Below are 15,849 nucleotides of genomic sequence, written 5' to 3' on the forward strand. Positions count from 1 at the left end.
TAGCAGGTGTGTTTTTATGTTGCATCTGCAGCGTTGAAATTGCAGATGGAGAAAGGACGGAGGATTTTTATGAAGAGAATAACGGATGCGTTTTGCCGGTTCTGTCAGGGAATGACAGCCGGGATCGGTGCGATTCTTCTGGTGATGTCAGCATCTGCTATGATGATATACGGTGAGATGTTTTCTAAAGGGCATACGGTTGGAATGACACAGGCGATGTTATTGATGATGATTCTGATATCCGCCGGTTTTGTGGCAGCGTACCGGATATTTCTTAAGAGCGGTAAACGCGTGGCGGTCATTTTGTTTGCGGCACTTGTGCTGCTTCAGATCGGATTTCTGATGTTTGTGTCTCATCCGATGGCGATCAGTGATCCTGCCAGAGTGCAGAATGAAGCCTTGCTGATGGTGCAGAAACAGCATGGACAGATGAACATGCAGGATATGTATTTTCAGAGATATCCGAACAATCATTTTATTGTCGTTCTTTTCTACTATTATTATAAACTGCTTTCCTTTTTAGGGATTCATAAGGTGTGGGAACCAACGGTGGCGCTGAATCTGGTATCGATCGATATCGGAGTCTTTATATCCTGGCTGGCGGCACGCCGTTTTAAGGGGATTTCCTTTGCAAATGTTCTTTTAGGATTGTTTATTTTGTGCCCGACCACGTATGTATGGCTGACAACCGTGTATACCAATACGATCTCATTTCCGTTTGTAATGGCGATCCTGTATCTGTGTCTGCGGCTTCATCAGTGCAGGGGAAATATGCGCGGAGAATATAAACTCTGGGCAGGTCTCGGTACGCTGATGGCAGTGGGATACTGGGTGCGCCCGACTACGATCATTCCGATCATTGCGGTCAGCATGTATTTTGTGATCCGTTTTATTCAAGGGGAAACAAAGGATTCCGCCCGCGTCTGTCTGGTGAAGGCAGGACTTGCGGCAGGCGCGTTTGTATGCTGCTTTATGGGATGCTTTGGGCTGGTTGGCAGACATATCGACCGGAGCAGACTGAGTGGACAGTTTCCGATAACACACTGGATCATGATGGGGTTGAACGAACAGTCCGGTGGAGAGTTCTCGAGATCGGATGAGGCATACACCATGAGTTATCCGACAAAGGAAGAGAAATGGAAGGCGGATGTGGAACGGATCAGGGAGAGAGCTTCCGGAATGGGTGCACCGGGACTTTTGCGTCAGGCGGGAGTGAAGATGTACGGAGTATGGGCACTGTCGGATGATGACTGCTTCGGAAAGGCAGGCTACGCCAGCAATTTCCCAGGCCTGTATCCGTATTTTATGGGACACTCCAACACCTGGTATCTGCTGTTTATGCAGGCGTTTCGAGTGGCAACATTTTTCTTTCTGCTGGTCAGCGTCCTGATGCAGATCAGGCAGCGGAAATTTGATATATCCTTTGTATTTTCCCTGACATTTCTGGGGGCGGTTTTATTCTTTATTCTGTGGGAGGCGAACCGGAAATATAATGTTTGCTTTATGGGCGTTTATATGCTTTTGATGGCAGATGGAATTGAGAGATGCTTCCGTTATGTCAGGGGCGTTGAGCATAACAGAGCCGGGATTCGGGAAAGACTTGGCGTCTGCATGGCGATATTTGGTGTTTTATGTTTTGGTCTTACGATGCAGCTTCAGATAAAGACGGTGCAGGGACAGGAAAAGACGGGCGAGAATGTTGTCTACCACTGTAGAAATTACCCGGATTCCGTGCCGGTCAATACCGTCGATAAAAAGAAAACAGGACAGTTTAAGCGCAGGGTTGTGATGGAGCAGACGATCCTTCAGGGACAGCGGATCGAAGCGGGCGACAAAGAGAAGATCACGATCAATTTTGAGGTAAAAGAGAAGAATCTTTCAAAGCAGGGTAAAAATCTCAAAAAAGGTTTGACGAAAGCAAAGGCATTGAAGAATAAAATAGAAAAACCGTCCGGACGAAAAGAATACCGGGTTGAGGTGATTTCTCTGCAGAGCAGACAGAAGCTGTACGGCAGAAAGGTAAGTCAGGCACAGCTTGACGGAAAAGAGCGTCTTGTGATCCGTCTGCCGCGGGCACGCAGGGATAGTACAAAGGGGTATCTGGTACGTCTTAGTCATTTGGGAAAGAAATACACAATGGTGCCGAAGGTCAGTCGTTTTCCTGATCTGAATCCATACCCGTATGGTTCGCTGTATATTAACGGTCAGAAAACATCTTATGATCTGTCAATGAGTATTTCGAAAAAACATAAAGATATTCAGGTATAAGAGGATAAATCCCCCGATAAAATAGAGAATTTTAGGGATTTGACTTGCGCAGACAATAGAATCAATGATATGATAGACAGGCTAAGGTTTCGTGAAGACGGAATCTTAGCCTAAACTATTTTTATGGGAAAATTAACGGGGAATGATGTAATTATGAAAGAACAAAGAGTGATGAAATGGACAGAAACAGAGAACGGGGCATATCTGTTTCCGGGGTGCGTTGTAACCGGCGATGTGACGATGGAAAAGGCTGCATCGGTTTGGTACAATGCGGTCGTACGCGGTGATATGGCACCGATCACGATCGGAGAAGGAAGCAACATTCAGGACAATGCGGTTGTTCATGTGGACAATGGCTTTCCGACCGTGATCGGCAATGGCGTTACGATCGGTCATGGGGCGATCGTTCATGGCTGCACGGTGGAGGATGACTGTATTATCGGTATGGGGGCGGTTCTCCTGAATGGGGCGAGAATCGGGAAGAACTGCATTATCGGTGCAGGAACACTGGTGCCGGAGGGGAAGGAAGTGCCGGAGGGATCGGTTGCCTTTGGTAATCCGGTGCGTGTATACCGTCCGGTCAATGAGGAGGATATTAAGCACATTCATGCGAATGCGGCAGAATACGTGGAATATGCAGGAGAAGGTGAAGGAGAATACAATTGAAAAGAGAGAATTTTAAGTCGCGGCTGGGGTTTATCCTGATATCGGCAGGATGTGCGATCGGAATTGGCAATGTGTGGAAGTTTCCGTATGTAGCCGGAAGAAACGGTGGCGGAATTTTTGTACTGTTTTATCTGTTGTTTCTGGTTATGGTGGGTGCTCCGGCGCTGACCATGGAGTTTGCAGTCGGGCGTGCAAGCCGTAAGAGCGTTCTCGGGTGTTATCAGGAGCTGGAGCCGAAGGGGAGCAAGTGGCATCTGCATGGCTATGCGGCGTTATTTGGTAATTATGTGATCATGATGTTTTACACAACAGTGGCTGGCTGGATGATCAGTTATTTTTACCGTTTTCTGGCAAATAACTTTTATGGTCTTGATACAGAGGGGGTCTCCGAGAAGTTTAGCAATATGCTTGCTGATCCCAGGGAAATGCTGTTTTGGATGGCATTGATCGTAATACTGGGCTTTCTGATCTGTTCCATGGGACTGCAGAACGGTGTCGAGAAGATCAGTAAGCCGATGATGATCGGTCTGCTTGGTCTGATCGTGATTCTGGCGGTCAACAGCATGATGCTGCCGGGCGGTGCAGAGGGAATTAAGTTTTATCTTGTGCCAAACTGGGAACAGGTCAAAAAGGTTGGGCTTCTTAATGTGATCATTGCGGCAATGAATCAGGCGTTCTTTACGCTGAGTGTCGGTATGGGTGGTATGGAGATCTTTGGAAGTTACATGGACCGGGAGCATACGCTGCTCGGAGAGTCGCTTCAGATTGCGGGGCTTGATACCTTTGTGGCACTGATGTCCGGATTGATCATTTTTCCGGCGTGCTTTGCCTACGGGATCAATCCGGGAGCGGGTCCGGAGCTGATATTTATCACGCTGCCGAATGTGTTTATCCAGATGCCGGGAGGTCGTTTCTGGGGAGCACTGTTTTTCCTGTTTATGACATTTGCGGCATTTTCAACGATTATCGGAGTCTTCGAAAATATCATTGCAAGCTGCATGGATAAGTGGGGGATCAGCAGGAAAAAAGCGTCTCTGATCAACGGAGTCATTATATTGATCGGCTCTGTGCCGGCAGTGCTGGGTTATAATGTATGGAGCAGCTTTCAGCCGAGAGGAGCCGGAAGCACGGTGCTTGATCTGGAGGATTTCATTGTCAGCAATCTGCTGCTTCCGGGCGGAGCCGTTGTATTTCTGCTGTTCTGTATGACCGGATGGGGCTGGGGTTTTGAAAATTATCTGTCAGAGGTCAACACAGGAAAAGGACTTAAGATGCCACGCTTTCTGCGGGGGTATCTGACCTATGTGATGCCGTGCATTATGCTGGTGATCATTATTATGGGACTGATCGGATAGTTCCGTATGAATATAGAAATTGATGGAAGGAATATGTAACGATGCAAAGAGAAAGCTTTAAATCAAGATTGGGATTTATTCTGATTTCTGCCGGTTGTGCGATCGGTATCGGAAATGTCTGGAAGTTTCCGTATGTTGCGGGACAGAACGGAGGAGGAGTTTTTGTACTGTTTTATCTGTTCTTTCTGGTCGCAGTCGGTGTGCCGGTGTTAACCATGGAGTTTGCGGTCGGACGTGCCAGCGGCAAAAGCGTGATCCGCGGCTATGAGGCACTGGAGCCGAAGAAGAGCAAATGGCATCTGCATGGCTACGCTGCACTGTTTGGCAATTATATGCTGATGATGTTTTATACGACAGTGGCAGGCTGGATGATCAGCTATTTTTACCGTTTTCTGATCAATGATTTCAAGGGGCTTGACACCAAGGGCGTAACAGATAAGTTTTCCCATATGCTGTCTGATCCGAAGGGGATGACGTTCTGGATGGCAGTGATCGTTATTATTGGCTTTGTGATCTGCTCCTTCGGTCTGCAGGCCGGCGTTGAGAAGATCAGTAAGCCGATGATGTTAGGGCTTCTTGCGCTGATCGTGGTTCTTGCGGTCAACAGTATTTTGCTGCCGGGCGGTACAAGCGGTCTGAAGTTTTATCTGATCCCGGACTGGAAAAAGGTCGAGGAGGTCGGCTTGTTTAACGTGATCATTGCGGCAATGAATCAGGCGTTTTTCACGCTGAGTCTTGGTATCGGTGCGATGGAGATCTTCGGAAGTTATATGGGAAAGGATCACACTCTTTTTGGAGAGTCCATGCGGATCGCGGCGTTAGATACCTTTGTTGCGATCATGTCCGGACTGATCATTTTCCCGGCGTGTTTTGCCTACGGAATTAATCCGGGAGCGGGTCCGGAGCTGATCTTTATCACGTTGCCGAATGTATTTATCCAGATGCCGGGCGGCAGGATTTGGGGAACCTTCTTTTTCCTGTTTATGACGTTTGCGGCATTTTCCACGATCATTGCCGTATTTGAAAATATCATTGCATGCTGCATGGATAAATGGAATGTAAGCCGCAAAAAATCGGCACTGATCAATGGAGTGATCATACTTGTGGCTTCATTGCCGGCGGTGTTCGGCTACAATATCTGGAGCAGTTTTCAGCCGAGAGGAGCCGGAAGCACGGTGCTTGATCTGGAGGACTTTATTGTCAGCAATCTTTTGCTGCCAGGCGGTTCCCTGGTCTTTCTGTTGTTCTGTGTGACGAAATGGGGTTGGGGATTTGACAAGTATCTGGAAGAGACCAATACCGGAGCCGGAGTGAAGTTTCCGAGGGCACTTCGTGGTTATGTAACGTTTGTGCTTCCGGTTATTATTCTGGTCATTCTGGTGCTGGGACTGCGGTAATGGGCGAAGTCTTATGTATGGTGCAGGGTAGATAGCTTTTGACTATGCTGATGGCGTGGTCTGCTTTGCTTCCGGTTGCGTTTGAATTTTATATTATGACATTTTGACAGGTATATCACGGTATGACATACCTGTCTTTTCTTTTGGAGGAAAATGGAATCAGCCTCTTTTAAGGATTGCATCCATATCCTGCTCCGGTGCGGTGATCGGCTGCAGATTGTAGGTGTCGACAAGATATTTGACAACGGTTTCTGACATAAATGCCGGGAGGGTCGGTCCGAGATACATGTTGCGGATTCCGAGGGATAACAGCGTCAGCAGGATGCAGACAGCCTTCTGCTCATACCAGGAAAGCACCAGCGTGAGAGGAAGGTCGTTGACGGAGCAGTCAAATGCATCGGCAAGTGCTAAAGCAACCTTGATGGCGCTGTAGGAATCGTTGCACTGTCCCATATCAAGGATACGTGGAATGCCGTCGATCTCACCAAGATCCAGATCATGAAACGATATTTGCCGCAGGCGAGAGTGAGAACAAGAGAGTCCATCGGTGTCTGCTTGACGAAATCCGTGTAATAATTTCTGCCGGGATGAGCGCCGTCACAGCCGCCGACAAGGAAAATATGCCTGATATGTCCCTGATTGATCGAGTTTATGATCTGCTCTGCATGGGAAAGCACGGCAGCGTGTGCAAAGCCTGTGGTGAGAACATGACCGCCGTTAATGCCGCTCATGCTGTGGTCGTGTTCATAGCCGCCAAGCCTCAGTGCGTGCTCAATGATCGGTGTGAAGTCCTTGTTGCCGTCGGCATCTCCGGTGATATGGGTCAGTCCCTTGTAGCCGACAACAGATGTCGTGTAGACGCGGTCCTGATAGCTCGGGCGCTGCGGCATCAGGCAATTGGTGGTAAACAGGATTGGTGCCGGAATATTGTCAAACTCCTTCTGTTGGCTTTGCCATGCTGTTCCAAAATTACCGGCCAGATGAGGATATTTTTTAAGCTCCGGATATCCATGAGCGGGGAGCATTTCGCTGTGTGTATAAATATTGATTCCCTTGTCCTTTGTCTGTTCGAGCAGCTGGGAAATATCCTTGAGATCGTGACCGGATACGACAATGAAGGGACCTTTCTTAATATCGGTCAGAACCCTGGTCGGTTCCGGCGTGCCAAAAGTTTCTGTGTTGGCGCGGTCCAACAGCTCCATGCATTTGAAATTGACCTGTCCAAATTCCATGATCAGATCGATCCATTCCTCCGGTGTGTGCTCTTTGTTGATCTCACATAAGCCTTATAGAACCATTTGATGACTGTATCGTCCATGTAGCCGAGATTCATGGCGTGGTGTGCGTAGGCTGCCATACCCTTCATTCCGAACAGGAGCGTGGAGCGCAGAGACACAATGTCATTGGCTCCGTCCCAGAGGCTGACCAGCGAAATGTCATCACCGGTGAGCTTGCAGCGTTCCTTTCGGACATGGTCTGTGAATGTGCGGATTGCTTCATCGTCAAAATTGACATTGGTTAATGTTGTAAACAATCCATCGATCAGAAGCCGGTCGGTTAATTTCGAATGCTTGTGCGCATCGTGAGCTGCCGTGGCAAGACGGATCAGTTCATACACAAGTTCATCCTGCAGATGTGCAGTCTCCGGCTGCTTTCCGCAGACTCCGGTGTTGATACAGCCCTTGTTTCCGGCGGTCTGCTGACATTGAAAACAAAACATATTTGCCATAATAATCCTCCAATCATTTTGTGATGTCAGGGTCAAAAGGTGATTGACAGATATCAATTTGTATGTAAACATACGCTGGTATCTGATTTTGCCCCTTGAATCAGTCTTTCCAAATTGTTTGCGGCGTATACCGTTAAAGTGTTCCGGTTAGAAAATGCTTGACAGAAAGAAAGAAGAATGATAGCATAACGGTGTTATGTTGGTAATGAGAAGAAAGAGGCAGCTATGAATGATGAGAAGGAAACCAGGAAAAAGCTTCAGGAGAGTGCGATGCAGGAATTTCTGGAGAAGGGATTTATGAAGGCATCTTTGAGAAGCATCTGTAAGAATGCCGGAGTGACCACCGGAGCGTGTATTTTTTCTTTCAAGATAAGGATGATCTGTTTGCTTCTCTGGTGAAAGAGCCTTTGGCAAATGTATATGCGGTGATGGAGCAGCATTTTGCGGATGAGAAGCAGGCACTGGAATCGGGAGAGTTCTTGTCCGGCGCGATTCAGACGGAGGATGCGGCCGATGATTTCCGGGTGACTGTGGACATTGTACATGCGATGTACAGCAGCAGAAATCAGTTTCGTCTGCTGCTTGAGAAGTCACAGGGGAGCTCGTTGGAGGGCGCAGTCGATCAGATCGTTCAGATCAGTGATCAACACTACCAGATGCTTGCGGAGACGATGGCGAAGCTGACAGGGGCACCGCCGATTGAGCATAATGTGATCCATTGGATTGCACATATGCAGATTGATCTGTTTGTCTATGCAGTGACGCATATTGAATCCGAGCAGGAGGCGATCCGGTATATGGAGCATGCAGTGCGCTATATGGTCTGCGGATGGTATGGAATGTTTGGAATTGTGCCGGATATGGAATAGACGTGTAAAGCAGATCAGAATAGTGATCAAAAGAATGAATATGGGAACTGTGGAAGCAGTTCCTTAAAAAACGACAATAACATAACAGTGTTATGCTATTGGGAAAAATTATCAATAAGGAGATGCTGCCCGATGGATATTTGAACGGGCAGAGCACAAAAGGAGGACGATTATGTATCTGGAAGTGAAGGATTTGAAGAAGAGTTATGGATCAGGAGAGGGTTTTGTGCAGGTTCTGAAAGGGATTACGACAGGTGTAGAACAAGGCGATATGTGTGTGATCCAGGGAACCAGCGGTTCCGGTAAATCAACGTTTCTTAACTGCGTCGGAGGGCTTGATACGATTGACAGCGGTTCTGTGATCGTGGATGGCAAGGAGATCGCAGGACTCAATCAGACACAATTGTCTGAATACCGCAGAGACAATCTGGGCTATATTTTCCAGTTCTATAATCTGGTTCCGAATCTGACGGTTCGCGAGAATATCCAGGTTTGTGAATATCTGACAAAGGATCCGCTTGATATGGATGAACTGCTGGAAACACTGGGACTTACGGCTCACCAGAACAAGTTTCCGTCCCAGCTTTCCGGTGGACAGCAGCAGCGCTGCGCAATTGCCCGGGCACTGATCAAAAACCCAAAGCTTCTGCTCTGCGACGAGCCGACCGGAGCACTCGACTCCAAAACTTCCAGAGATATTCTTGTGCTTTTGGAGACGATCAATGAAAAGTACGGAACAACGATGCTGATCGTGACGCATAATAATTCGATCAAGGATATGGTTCATAAGGTGATTCGGATCAAGGACGGACAGATCAGCAGAGAATATTATAATGAAACGAGAGTACCGGCAGCAGAATTGGAGGATTTGTAATGCAAAAAGTATTGAGAAAAAGAATCCTTCGGGATTTACGTGAGAATAAATTTCGTTATCTGGCACTGGCGGTTCTGATCATTATGAGTATGTATCTGGTGATCTCGCTGGTAGGAGCGGCGGAGACGATCATGCAGGGCGGAGAAAAGTCCGACCGTGAACACCGGGTTGAGGATGGAGAGTTTTCCGTATTTGTGCCGCTCACGACTTCAGAACGAAAGGAGCTGACCGGCAAGGGTGTAGAGCTGCAGGAAAGCTTCTATATGGATTATGAGATGAAGGACAACAGTATTCTCAGATTGTTTGAGAACCGTGAGAAGATCAATCTGGCAGTTATCCGGAACGGAAGAAAAGCGGAGTCTTCGGATGAGGTCATGCTGGAGCAGAGATACTGCGAAGAGCATGGTATCAAGGTTGGGGATACTGTGACGATCGGCGGGGAGAAGCTTACCGTGACCGGTATCGGATGCGTTCCGGATTACAATGCACCGTATCACAATCTGTCGGACAGCACTGTCGGAAGCAAGCAGTTTGGCCTTGCTTTTGTAACGGCAGAAAAGTATGACCGGATGCGTGAGCAGGGGAAAAGTGCACAAACGGAGGTGTACAATTATTCGTACATCAAAAAGGAAGATATCACAGACAAGAAGATTAAGGAATGGCTGAAGGATCAGACCATTGACAGCAGTGAGATTTTGGACAAATGGTTCAAAAAATACTGGGATCAGACAGGTGGACAGAAGGATAAGCTGACAAAGGGAATCAATAAGCTTGTCAACGGTTCCGCAGAGCTTTCCGATGGACTTAATGAACTTTCTGCAAACAACAAAAAGCTTCAGAATGCCAGCGGAAGTATCCTTGAGGCGTATTTAAAGGAGGCGTCTTCGGCACTGAAGGCATATGGCCTGAAGGAAGATCTGACCGAGGATAATTTCGAGAGCGCATTAGAGCATTTAAAGAATGAAAACAGTGAAAATGCCATTGTGAAGCTGTCGATCGGTTCGCTGTCGGATCAGTTAACTATGTTAAAAAGCTATAAGGATGGGGTAGTACAATATACAGATGGTGTCGGGGATGCCGCTGAGGGAGCTTCGAAGTTATCAGATGGTGTCAGTAAGCTCAAAAAGGGAACCGACAAGCTGATGGATCAGTATTTTAATATTTCTCTGAGCAATATGACGGAATTTGTCACAGCAGAAGAGAATATGAGGATTGGTGCAACGACAGATGATCAGATCATCAATAAAATGGGTGGTCTTGTCGCAGGTGTGATCATTATGATTTTATTTACCTATGTGATCTCGGTCTTTGTGGTACATACGATCGAGGCGGAGAGCGGAGTGATCGGTGCTCTCTATGCGATGGGAGTGACCGGAAAGGATCTGATCCTTCATTATCTGATGCTTCCAATCTGCGTCACTTCGATTTCGGGAGCGATCGGAACGGCGATCGGGTTTTCTCCGATCGGTGTCAGACAGCAGATGGCAGACACGTATAATTATTTTTCGTTTCCGGAGGTGCCGAATGTTTATCCGGTTTATCTTCTGGTGTATGGACTTGTCATGCCGGCACTGGCTGCAGTTATCGTCAACTGGCTTGTGATCCGCAGGAAACTGGCACAGCCGGCACTCAAGCTGATGCGCAAGGAACAGAAGCAGGGGAGATTCGGACGTGTTAATCTTGGAAAGATGGGCTTTGTATCAAGATTTTGTGTTCGCCAGCTTCTGCGGGAAATCCGTACCAGTCTGACGGTAATCTTTGGATTATTTATCTCACTGTTGATCTGCATGCTCAGCCTTGACTGCTTTGTGATGTGCGATAATATCCGAAAAGACAATAAAGCGGACACCCGGTTTGAATATATGTATACCTACAAATATCCGACGAAGAACGCTCCGGATGATGGAGAGGAAGCATTTGCCAGAACGCTGAAGAAGGAACGGTTTGGTTATAATCTGGATGTCACGGTAATGGGACTTACCAAGGACAATTCCTTTTTTGATGCCGATGTGAAAAAGAGTATGAGCCGCGTCATTATTTCTTCTGCGGCAGCACAGAAATTTGGCCTTTCCAAGGGGGATCAGATCGTGCTAAATGATGAGGATGAGGAAAGAGATTATGCGTTTACAGTGGATGGAGTCACACAGTATTCGCCGGGACTGTACGTTTTTATGGACATTGACAGTATGCGAGATCTGTTTGGAGAGGATGACGATTATTATAACGTTGTATTTGCCGATCATAAGTTAAATATACCGGCAGGAAGACTTTACGGCACACTGAGTAAGAAAGAGGTGGAGGAAACCGCAGGTATCTTTGTCGATATGATGATGTCGATGGTATATATGCTTACAACCATGTCAGCGTTGATCTTTTGTGTGGTTATGTATTTGATGATGAAGGTGATGATCGACCGCTCCGGCTTTGGCATTTCTCTGATCAAGATATTTGGTTATCGTACCGGAGAGATCCGCAGGCTGTACCTTAACAGCAATTTCGGCATTGTGGCAGTAGGTGCGCTGATCTGCATTCCTCTGTCAAAGATTGTGATGGACAGTCTTTACCCGTTGATGGTCAGCAATATTGCCAGCGGAATGAATCTTTATTTCCCACCGGTATTGTATATCGGTCTGTATGTGAGCATTCTTCTGCTGTATGCGGTGATCAACTTCTTTCTGGTGCGCAGGCTGAATAAAATCACACCGGCGGAGGTGCTTAAGAATCGTGAGTAGCCGCTTTGCATCTGCCGCACATTATGCTTTATGATTTTGTTGTTTATCAATTCTATGCAAGTCAGCAAGATTCTTTGTGTTACAAATTTGTGATCATTTTTAAAGGAAAGTTTACTGTGATTCCGGTTTGCTTTTTGTGCCGGATAGCAGTAAACTTTATTTAATTGATGTAATTTTAAAAGAAGATAGTAATTTATGGTTGATGTTGGGGTAAAGGGGATTTTGATTCTGATTGATGCAGCGGATCGCTATTTGGAAGGGTATAAGGAGAAAAATGATGACAAAGTTTAAGATATGTGGACTAACGACATGTCAGGAGGCGGAATGGGTTTCTGAGGCGCAGGCGGATTATGCGGGGATGGTGCTTTTCTTTCCGAAAAGCAAACGAAATATCAGTGTTACGCAGGCAGAGAAGATCATACAGCATTGCCGGATGAGATAAAGTCGGTGGCGGTTGTCGTGTCGCCGGACACAGATCAGATTCGACAGCTTGAGAAAGCCGGATTTGACCTGATTCAGATACATGGGACAGTGCTGTCGGAGGTGGTGGAGGCGTTGCACGTTCCGTTTCTGCGTGCATTTAATGTGGACAATATGCAGGAGTGGGAGATCTTTGAACAGGAAGAAAAATGTGCCGGATATGTTTTTGATGCGGTAAAGCCGGGCAGCGGAGAAACCTTTGACTGGAGCAGCCTCCCAAGCCTTTCGGAGGATGGGAAACCATATCTGCTGGCAGGAGGTCTGAATCCGGAAAATGTTGGAGATGCCATTCGCTCCCTGCAGCCTTATGGCGTAGATGTAAGCTCCGGCGTGGAGATTGATCAGGGCAAAGGAAAAGCCCCCGAAAAGATCAAAGCTTTCGCGGAGGCTGTTCGTAACGCCGATAAATTATTGTAAAATCATTTGTAATGCTTCACGGCTTATGAAAAATAATTCGATGTCTGGCTGCGGCTCATCATGTACTCACGGTTGGAGACAGACTGAGAAAGTCCATTCAACAAATAAAACAGGATCACACCGATCAGAATACCGAAAAGGCTCATCGTAACATCGTCAATGTCACCCCAGCCCCTGCCGGCAAGATCTTGTAAAAGCTCCAGGATCACAGGAATTCCTACATATATAAGCAGACGCAGGACAAATGGAAGGCGTGCACCGTAAATGCGTACAAAAAAGCCGATCGGAATGCCGATGGCAACCATCTCACCGATATAGCAGAAAAGCGGAGCAAGTGAAACATGGCTCTTCAGTGCAAACTCAATATAGGATGCGGTTGTCATCATCGGGATAAAATTGTGTGCGCCAAACGGCAGCTCCTGATATGGTGGTGTGATCGGAGTCAGGAAATACTGCTTGATCAGCACAAACAGGAAAAACACAATAAACAAAATGCTCATTCTACGGAAGAACAGATGAAATCCGTCAAATCGTGGTCCGCGGTCGAGCATATCGCGGATATTCGAATAAAGAAACGGTACCAGCCAGTTTACCAGAACAAGCACCACCATGGAAAAGTCATAATGGATCCACTGATTCGGCTGGATCAGATAGATCACTGTGGAAAAGATAAAGGTGATCGTCACCATAAAAGCCGCATGAAGAAAGCTGTAACCATAATTGAGTGAGGACTCCAGACAAAAATGCGACAATCCAACTGAAAAGATCACAGCAAAAACAATACTGATCCAATGATAATTGACCAGATAATAAAGGCATGCCTCGGCGATGAAGCTTACGAGGCTCAGAAGAATAACAAGACTGCTGATATTCACTGCACGGTTGTTCATAACAATATCCCCCAATAACATGTATATTCGAAAAAAATACTGCCTGGAAGGGCAGCTTCGTTCTTTCGTTGCGCGGTCGTCTGACCTTTTCCAATATCATAGCAGATTTACCCGGAATGTTCTATAGTAAAGTAGACGAAAAAATTACCGGAAAAAAATAAAAATTAGGTATTGACATATAGAAAATATTTTGGTATATTATACAAGTCGCGTGAAACGAACAACGCAGACAAATGGGATCTTAGCTCAGCTGGGAGAGCATCTGCCTTACAAGCAGAGGGTCACAGGTTCGAGCCCTGTAGGTCCCATTCGATGAGTCTTTCATCGATCATATTTATGGCGAGATAGCTCAGTTGGCTAGAGCACACGGTTCATACCCGTGGTGTCGGGAGTTCGAATCTCCCTCTCGCTATTATTTTTTTGCCCGAAAGGCATCTGTCATTTGACAGGTGTCTTTTTTTGTTATTGGAATTGCGTCAAGAGAAACGAGAGCTATAAGACAAAATCATCACACAGCAGCAAGGATCGTGAGATCTGATCTGCTGTTTTTTTTTCTTGTGAAAATAATTAAGACAAGTATGGACATCAGTTTGGTAAAATGTCGTTCATAAGATGCAGTATGGGATAAAAGAAAGGATAATGCAGGGCGATTAACAAATATGAGTGAAAGCGGGGGTGATGCAATGAACTTATATGACATCATAAAATATGAAGGCAACAATGATGTTTTTGTCTGGAAACATCCATGTGAGGATTTTAATCTGGGAACACAATTGATTGTCCATGAATCTCAGGAAGCACTCTTTTATATGAATGGACATGCATTGGATTTATTTGGACCAGGTAAACATGTGTTGGAGACTGAAAATATCCCTCTCCTTAGAAAAGTATCAAATTTGCCGACAGATGGTAAAACGCCATATCACTGTGAGATTTATTACATCAATAAAACGGATCAAATGGCAATACGATGGGGAACGGATAGTAAAGTTCAGTATATTGATCCTACCTATAAATTTCCATTATCTATTGGTGCAAATGGGGAAATGAGTCTAGCAGTACATGATTCAAGAAATTTGGTTGTTCAGTTGGTTGGAACAGAGCTGTTGTTAACAAGAGAAAAGATGGTGTCCTATTTTCGATCATTTTTGATGACGAAAGTGAAAACATACCTTGCTCAGGTTATGCGGGAAAAGGCACTTAACATATTTGAAATTGATGAGCAAATGGAACTATTTTCGGAAGAAATACATAAAAAGTTGGTTCCTGATTTCCTAGATTATGGAATTGATTTGAAGAAATTTTTGATTACAACGATTGTGCGTCCTGATGGTGAACCGCAATATGAAAAGTTTAAGGAGTTGCATTTTAGACAATATGCAGATATAGCAGAGGCGCAGTTACAACAGAAAGTTGGAATTATTCAACAACAGACAGAGTCACAGCGTGTTGTAATTGAGGCGGAAGGAATAGCGAAAAAGAGAGCAGTGGAAGGATATACATATCAGCAGGAGCGCGGGTTTGATGTGGCTGAAAAGGTTGCTGAAAATGAAGGATGTGGAAATTTTAGCAACGTAGGGATTGGTTTTGGCTTGATGACTGGAATTGGCAATTCAGTTGGAAGTGCTGTTGGAGATATTATGAATTCTACAATGCCTGTAGTGACTGGAAAAATGAGTGAAAATAATCCAATGAGATTTTGTGATAATTGTGGTGCCGAAATTATAGTTGGAGCTTCATTTTGTGTTAATTGTGGGAAGGCACTTGAAAAGAGTGATCAATGTAGAAATTGTGGATTTGTCTTTACCAAATCAGAAAATTTTTGCCCAAAATGTGGCACGAGGAGGATCTTGAATGAAAAATAATATTTGTGTTTATTTAATTTTAGGAATATATTTAACAGTTATAACAGCTATTATATTTATATTGCCGGTCGACAAGAGTGATGCCGCTTGGATTTCATATACTTTTTTTGTGATTTCGATAATTGTTGAAGGAGCATTGATAAAATATAAAGATTCTGATATAGAAACTAAAATTTTATCAATTCCATTATGGTATATAGGGGGGATTTATGTATTAATACAGACAATATTGTTGTTTACGTGTGTATTGTTTTTTGATATATCAGGATGGATTTCTGCGATATTTTCTATTGTTTTTTTGGGAATT

At 45.5% G+C, this 15,849-nt stretch carries 13 protein-coding genes, 2 tRNA genes and 1 pseudogene; 14 read left to right on the plus strand and 2 right to left on the minus strand.

Features of this window, described 5'->3' with window-relative positions; genetic code table 11:
- Positions 1–69: 69 nt before the first annotated feature.
- From DXA20_RS02935 to DXA20_RS02950, 4 genes are all read left to right on the plus strand, one after another.
- Entirely contained in the window at positions 70–2,268 is a 2,199-nt protein-coding gene (locus DXA20_RS02935; protein WP_118559232.1) for a hypothetical protein, read from the plus strand.
- A 153-nt stretch (positions 2,269–2,421) separates the two neighbouring features.
- Positions 2,422–2,934: a gamma carbonic anhydrase family protein gene (locus tag DXA20_RS02940; RefSeq protein ID WP_118559233.1), complete on the plus strand. Its 513-nt coding sequence runs from the start codon at positions 2,422–2,424 to the stop codon at positions 2,932–2,934.
- Positions 2,931–4,289, plus strand: a complete 1,359-nt coding sequence (locus tag DXA20_RS02945; protein WP_118559234.1) for a sodium-dependent transporter — start codon at positions 2,931–2,933, stop codon at positions 4,287–4,289. The genes DXA20_RS02940 and DXA20_RS02945 overlap by 4 nt, the downstream gene beginning before the upstream one ends.
- Positions 4,290–4,330: 41 nt before the next feature.
- The gene (locus DXA20_RS02950) at positions 4,331–5,686 is read left to right on the plus strand and encodes a sodium-dependent transporter (RefSeq protein ID WP_118559235.1); all 1,356 of its coding nucleotides are present in this window, start codon (positions 4,331–4,333) and stop codon (positions 5,684–5,686) included.
- Between the two features lie 159 nt (positions 5,687–5,845).
- Here the strand turns inward: DXA20_RS02950 and hcp are convergent.
- Positions 5,846–7,406: pseudogene (gene hcp / locus DXA20_RS18275) on the minus strand (hydroxylamine reductase).
- A gap of 234 nt (positions 7,407–7,640) precedes the next feature.
- On the opposite strand from hcp, the gene DXA20_RS02960 reads away from it, so the two are divergent.
- The 6 genes from DXA20_RS02960 to DXA20_RS02980 all read left to right on the plus strand — a co-directional run bounded on the left by DXA20_RS02960 (position 7,641) and on the right by DXA20_RS02980 (position 12,787).
- Complete coding sequence (locus tag DXA20_RS02960) at positions 7,641–7,814, plus strand: TetR/AcrR family transcriptional regulator (protein WP_118559236.1); 174 nt, start codon at positions 7,641–7,643, stop codon at positions 7,812–7,814.
- Between the two features lie 8 nt (positions 7,815–7,822).
- Positions 7,823–8,284 (plus strand): hypothetical protein, encoded by a 462-nt coding sequence (locus DXA20_RS02965; protein WP_147403676.1) that lies wholly within the window; start codon positions 7,823–7,825, stop codon positions 8,282–8,284.
- Between the two features lie 172 nt (positions 8,285–8,456).
- A complete protein-coding gene (locus tag DXA20_RS02970) occupies positions 8,457–9,158 on the plus strand; it encodes an ABC transporter ATP-binding protein (RefSeq protein ID WP_022306463.1) in 702 nt (233 codons plus the stop codon).
- Positions 9,158–11,890, plus strand: coding sequence for an FtsX-like permease family protein (locus tag DXA20_RS02975; protein ID WP_118559238.1), 2,733 nt, complete (start codon positions 9,158–9,160; stop codon positions 11,888–11,890). The genes DXA20_RS02970 and DXA20_RS02975 overlap by 1 nt, the downstream gene beginning before the upstream one ends.
- Positions 11,891–12,164: 274 nt before the next feature.
- A complete protein-coding gene (locus tag DXA20_RS16625) occupies positions 12,165–12,332 on the plus strand; it encodes a hypothetical protein (RefSeq protein WP_243100511.1) in 168 nt (55 codons plus the stop codon).
- Complete coding sequence (locus tag DXA20_RS02980) at positions 12,317–12,787, plus strand: phosphoribosylanthranilate isomerase (RefSeq protein WP_243100512.1); 471 nt, start codon at positions 12,317–12,319, stop codon at positions 12,785–12,787. The genes DXA20_RS16625 and DXA20_RS02980 overlap by 16 nt, the downstream gene beginning before the upstream one ends.
- 23 nt (positions 12,788–12,810) lie before the next feature.
- Here the strand turns inward: DXA20_RS02980 and DXA20_RS02985 are convergent, their stop codons facing one another.
- Positions 12,811–13,677, minus strand: a complete 867-nt coding sequence (locus DXA20_RS02985) for a VanZ family protein (RefSeq protein ID WP_158577107.1) — start codon at positions 13,675–13,677, stop codon at positions 12,811–12,813.
- 235 nt (positions 13,678–13,912) lie between these two features.
- On the opposite strand from DXA20_RS02985, the gene DXA20_RS02990 reads away from it, so the two are divergent.
- The 4 genes from DXA20_RS02990 to DXA20_RS03005 all read left to right on the plus strand — a co-directional run.
- Positions 13,913–13,985 (plus strand) — tRNA-Val (locus DXA20_RS02990).
- A gap of 30 nt (positions 13,986–14,015) precedes the next feature.
- Positions 14,016–14,089, plus strand: a tRNA-Met gene (locus tag DXA20_RS02995).
- Positions 14,090–14,336: 247 nt separating this feature from the next.
- On the plus strand, positions 14,337–15,542 hold the full coding sequence (locus DXA20_RS03000) for an SPFH domain-containing protein (RefSeq protein ID WP_022306597.1): 1,206 nt from the start codon (positions 14,337–14,339) through the stop codon (positions 15,540–15,542).
- Positions 15,532–15,849 (plus strand): hypothetical protein (locus DXA20_RS03005; protein ID WP_147403677.1); only part of this gene is annotated, 318 nt, incomplete at its 3' end. The genes DXA20_RS03000 and DXA20_RS03005, both read left to right, overlap by 11 nt.

This window comes from Roseburia sp. AM59-24XD (assembly GCF_003478445.1).
GTDB lineage: Bacteria > Bacillota > Clostridia > Lachnospirales > Lachnospiraceae > Jutongia.

Bases quoted from the DNA above. Each gene is read 5' to 3' on its own strand.
- DXA20_RS02970 (WP_022306463.1), top strand. From the start codon at position 8,457: ATGTATCTGGAAGTGAAGGATTTGAAGAAGAGTTATGGATCAGGAGAG.
- DXA20_RS16625 (WP_243100511.1), top strand. From the start codon at position 12,165: ATGATGACAAAGTTTAAGATATGTGGACTAACGACATGTCAGGAGGCG.
- DXA20_RS02985 (WP_158577107.1), bottom strand. From the start codon at position 13,677: ATGAACAACCGTGCAGTGAATATCAGCAGTCTTGTTATTCTTCTGAGC.
- DXA20_RS03000 (WP_022306597.1), top strand. From the start codon at position 14,337: ATGAGTGAAAGCGGGGGTGATGCAATGAACTTATATGACATCATAAAA.
- DXA20_RS02950 (WP_118559235.1), top strand. From the start codon at position 4,331: ATGCAAAGAGAAAGCTTTAAATCAAGATTGGGATTTATTCTGATTTCT.
- DXA20_RS02975 (WP_118559238.1), top strand. From the start codon at position 9,158: ATGCAAAAAGTATTGAGAAAAAGAATCCTTCGGGATTTACGTGAGAAT.
- DXA20_RS02940 (WP_118559233.1), top strand. From the start codon at position 2,422: ATGAAAGAACAAAGAGTGATGAAATGGACAGAAACAGAGAACGGGGCA.
- DXA20_RS02935 (WP_118559232.1), top strand. From the start codon at position 70: ATGAAGAGAATAACGGATGCGTTTTGCCGGTTCTGTCAGGGAATGACA.
- DXA20_RS02960 (WP_118559236.1), top strand. From the start codon at position 7,641: ATGAATGATGAGAAGGAAACCAGGAAAAAGCTTCAGGAGAGTGCGATG.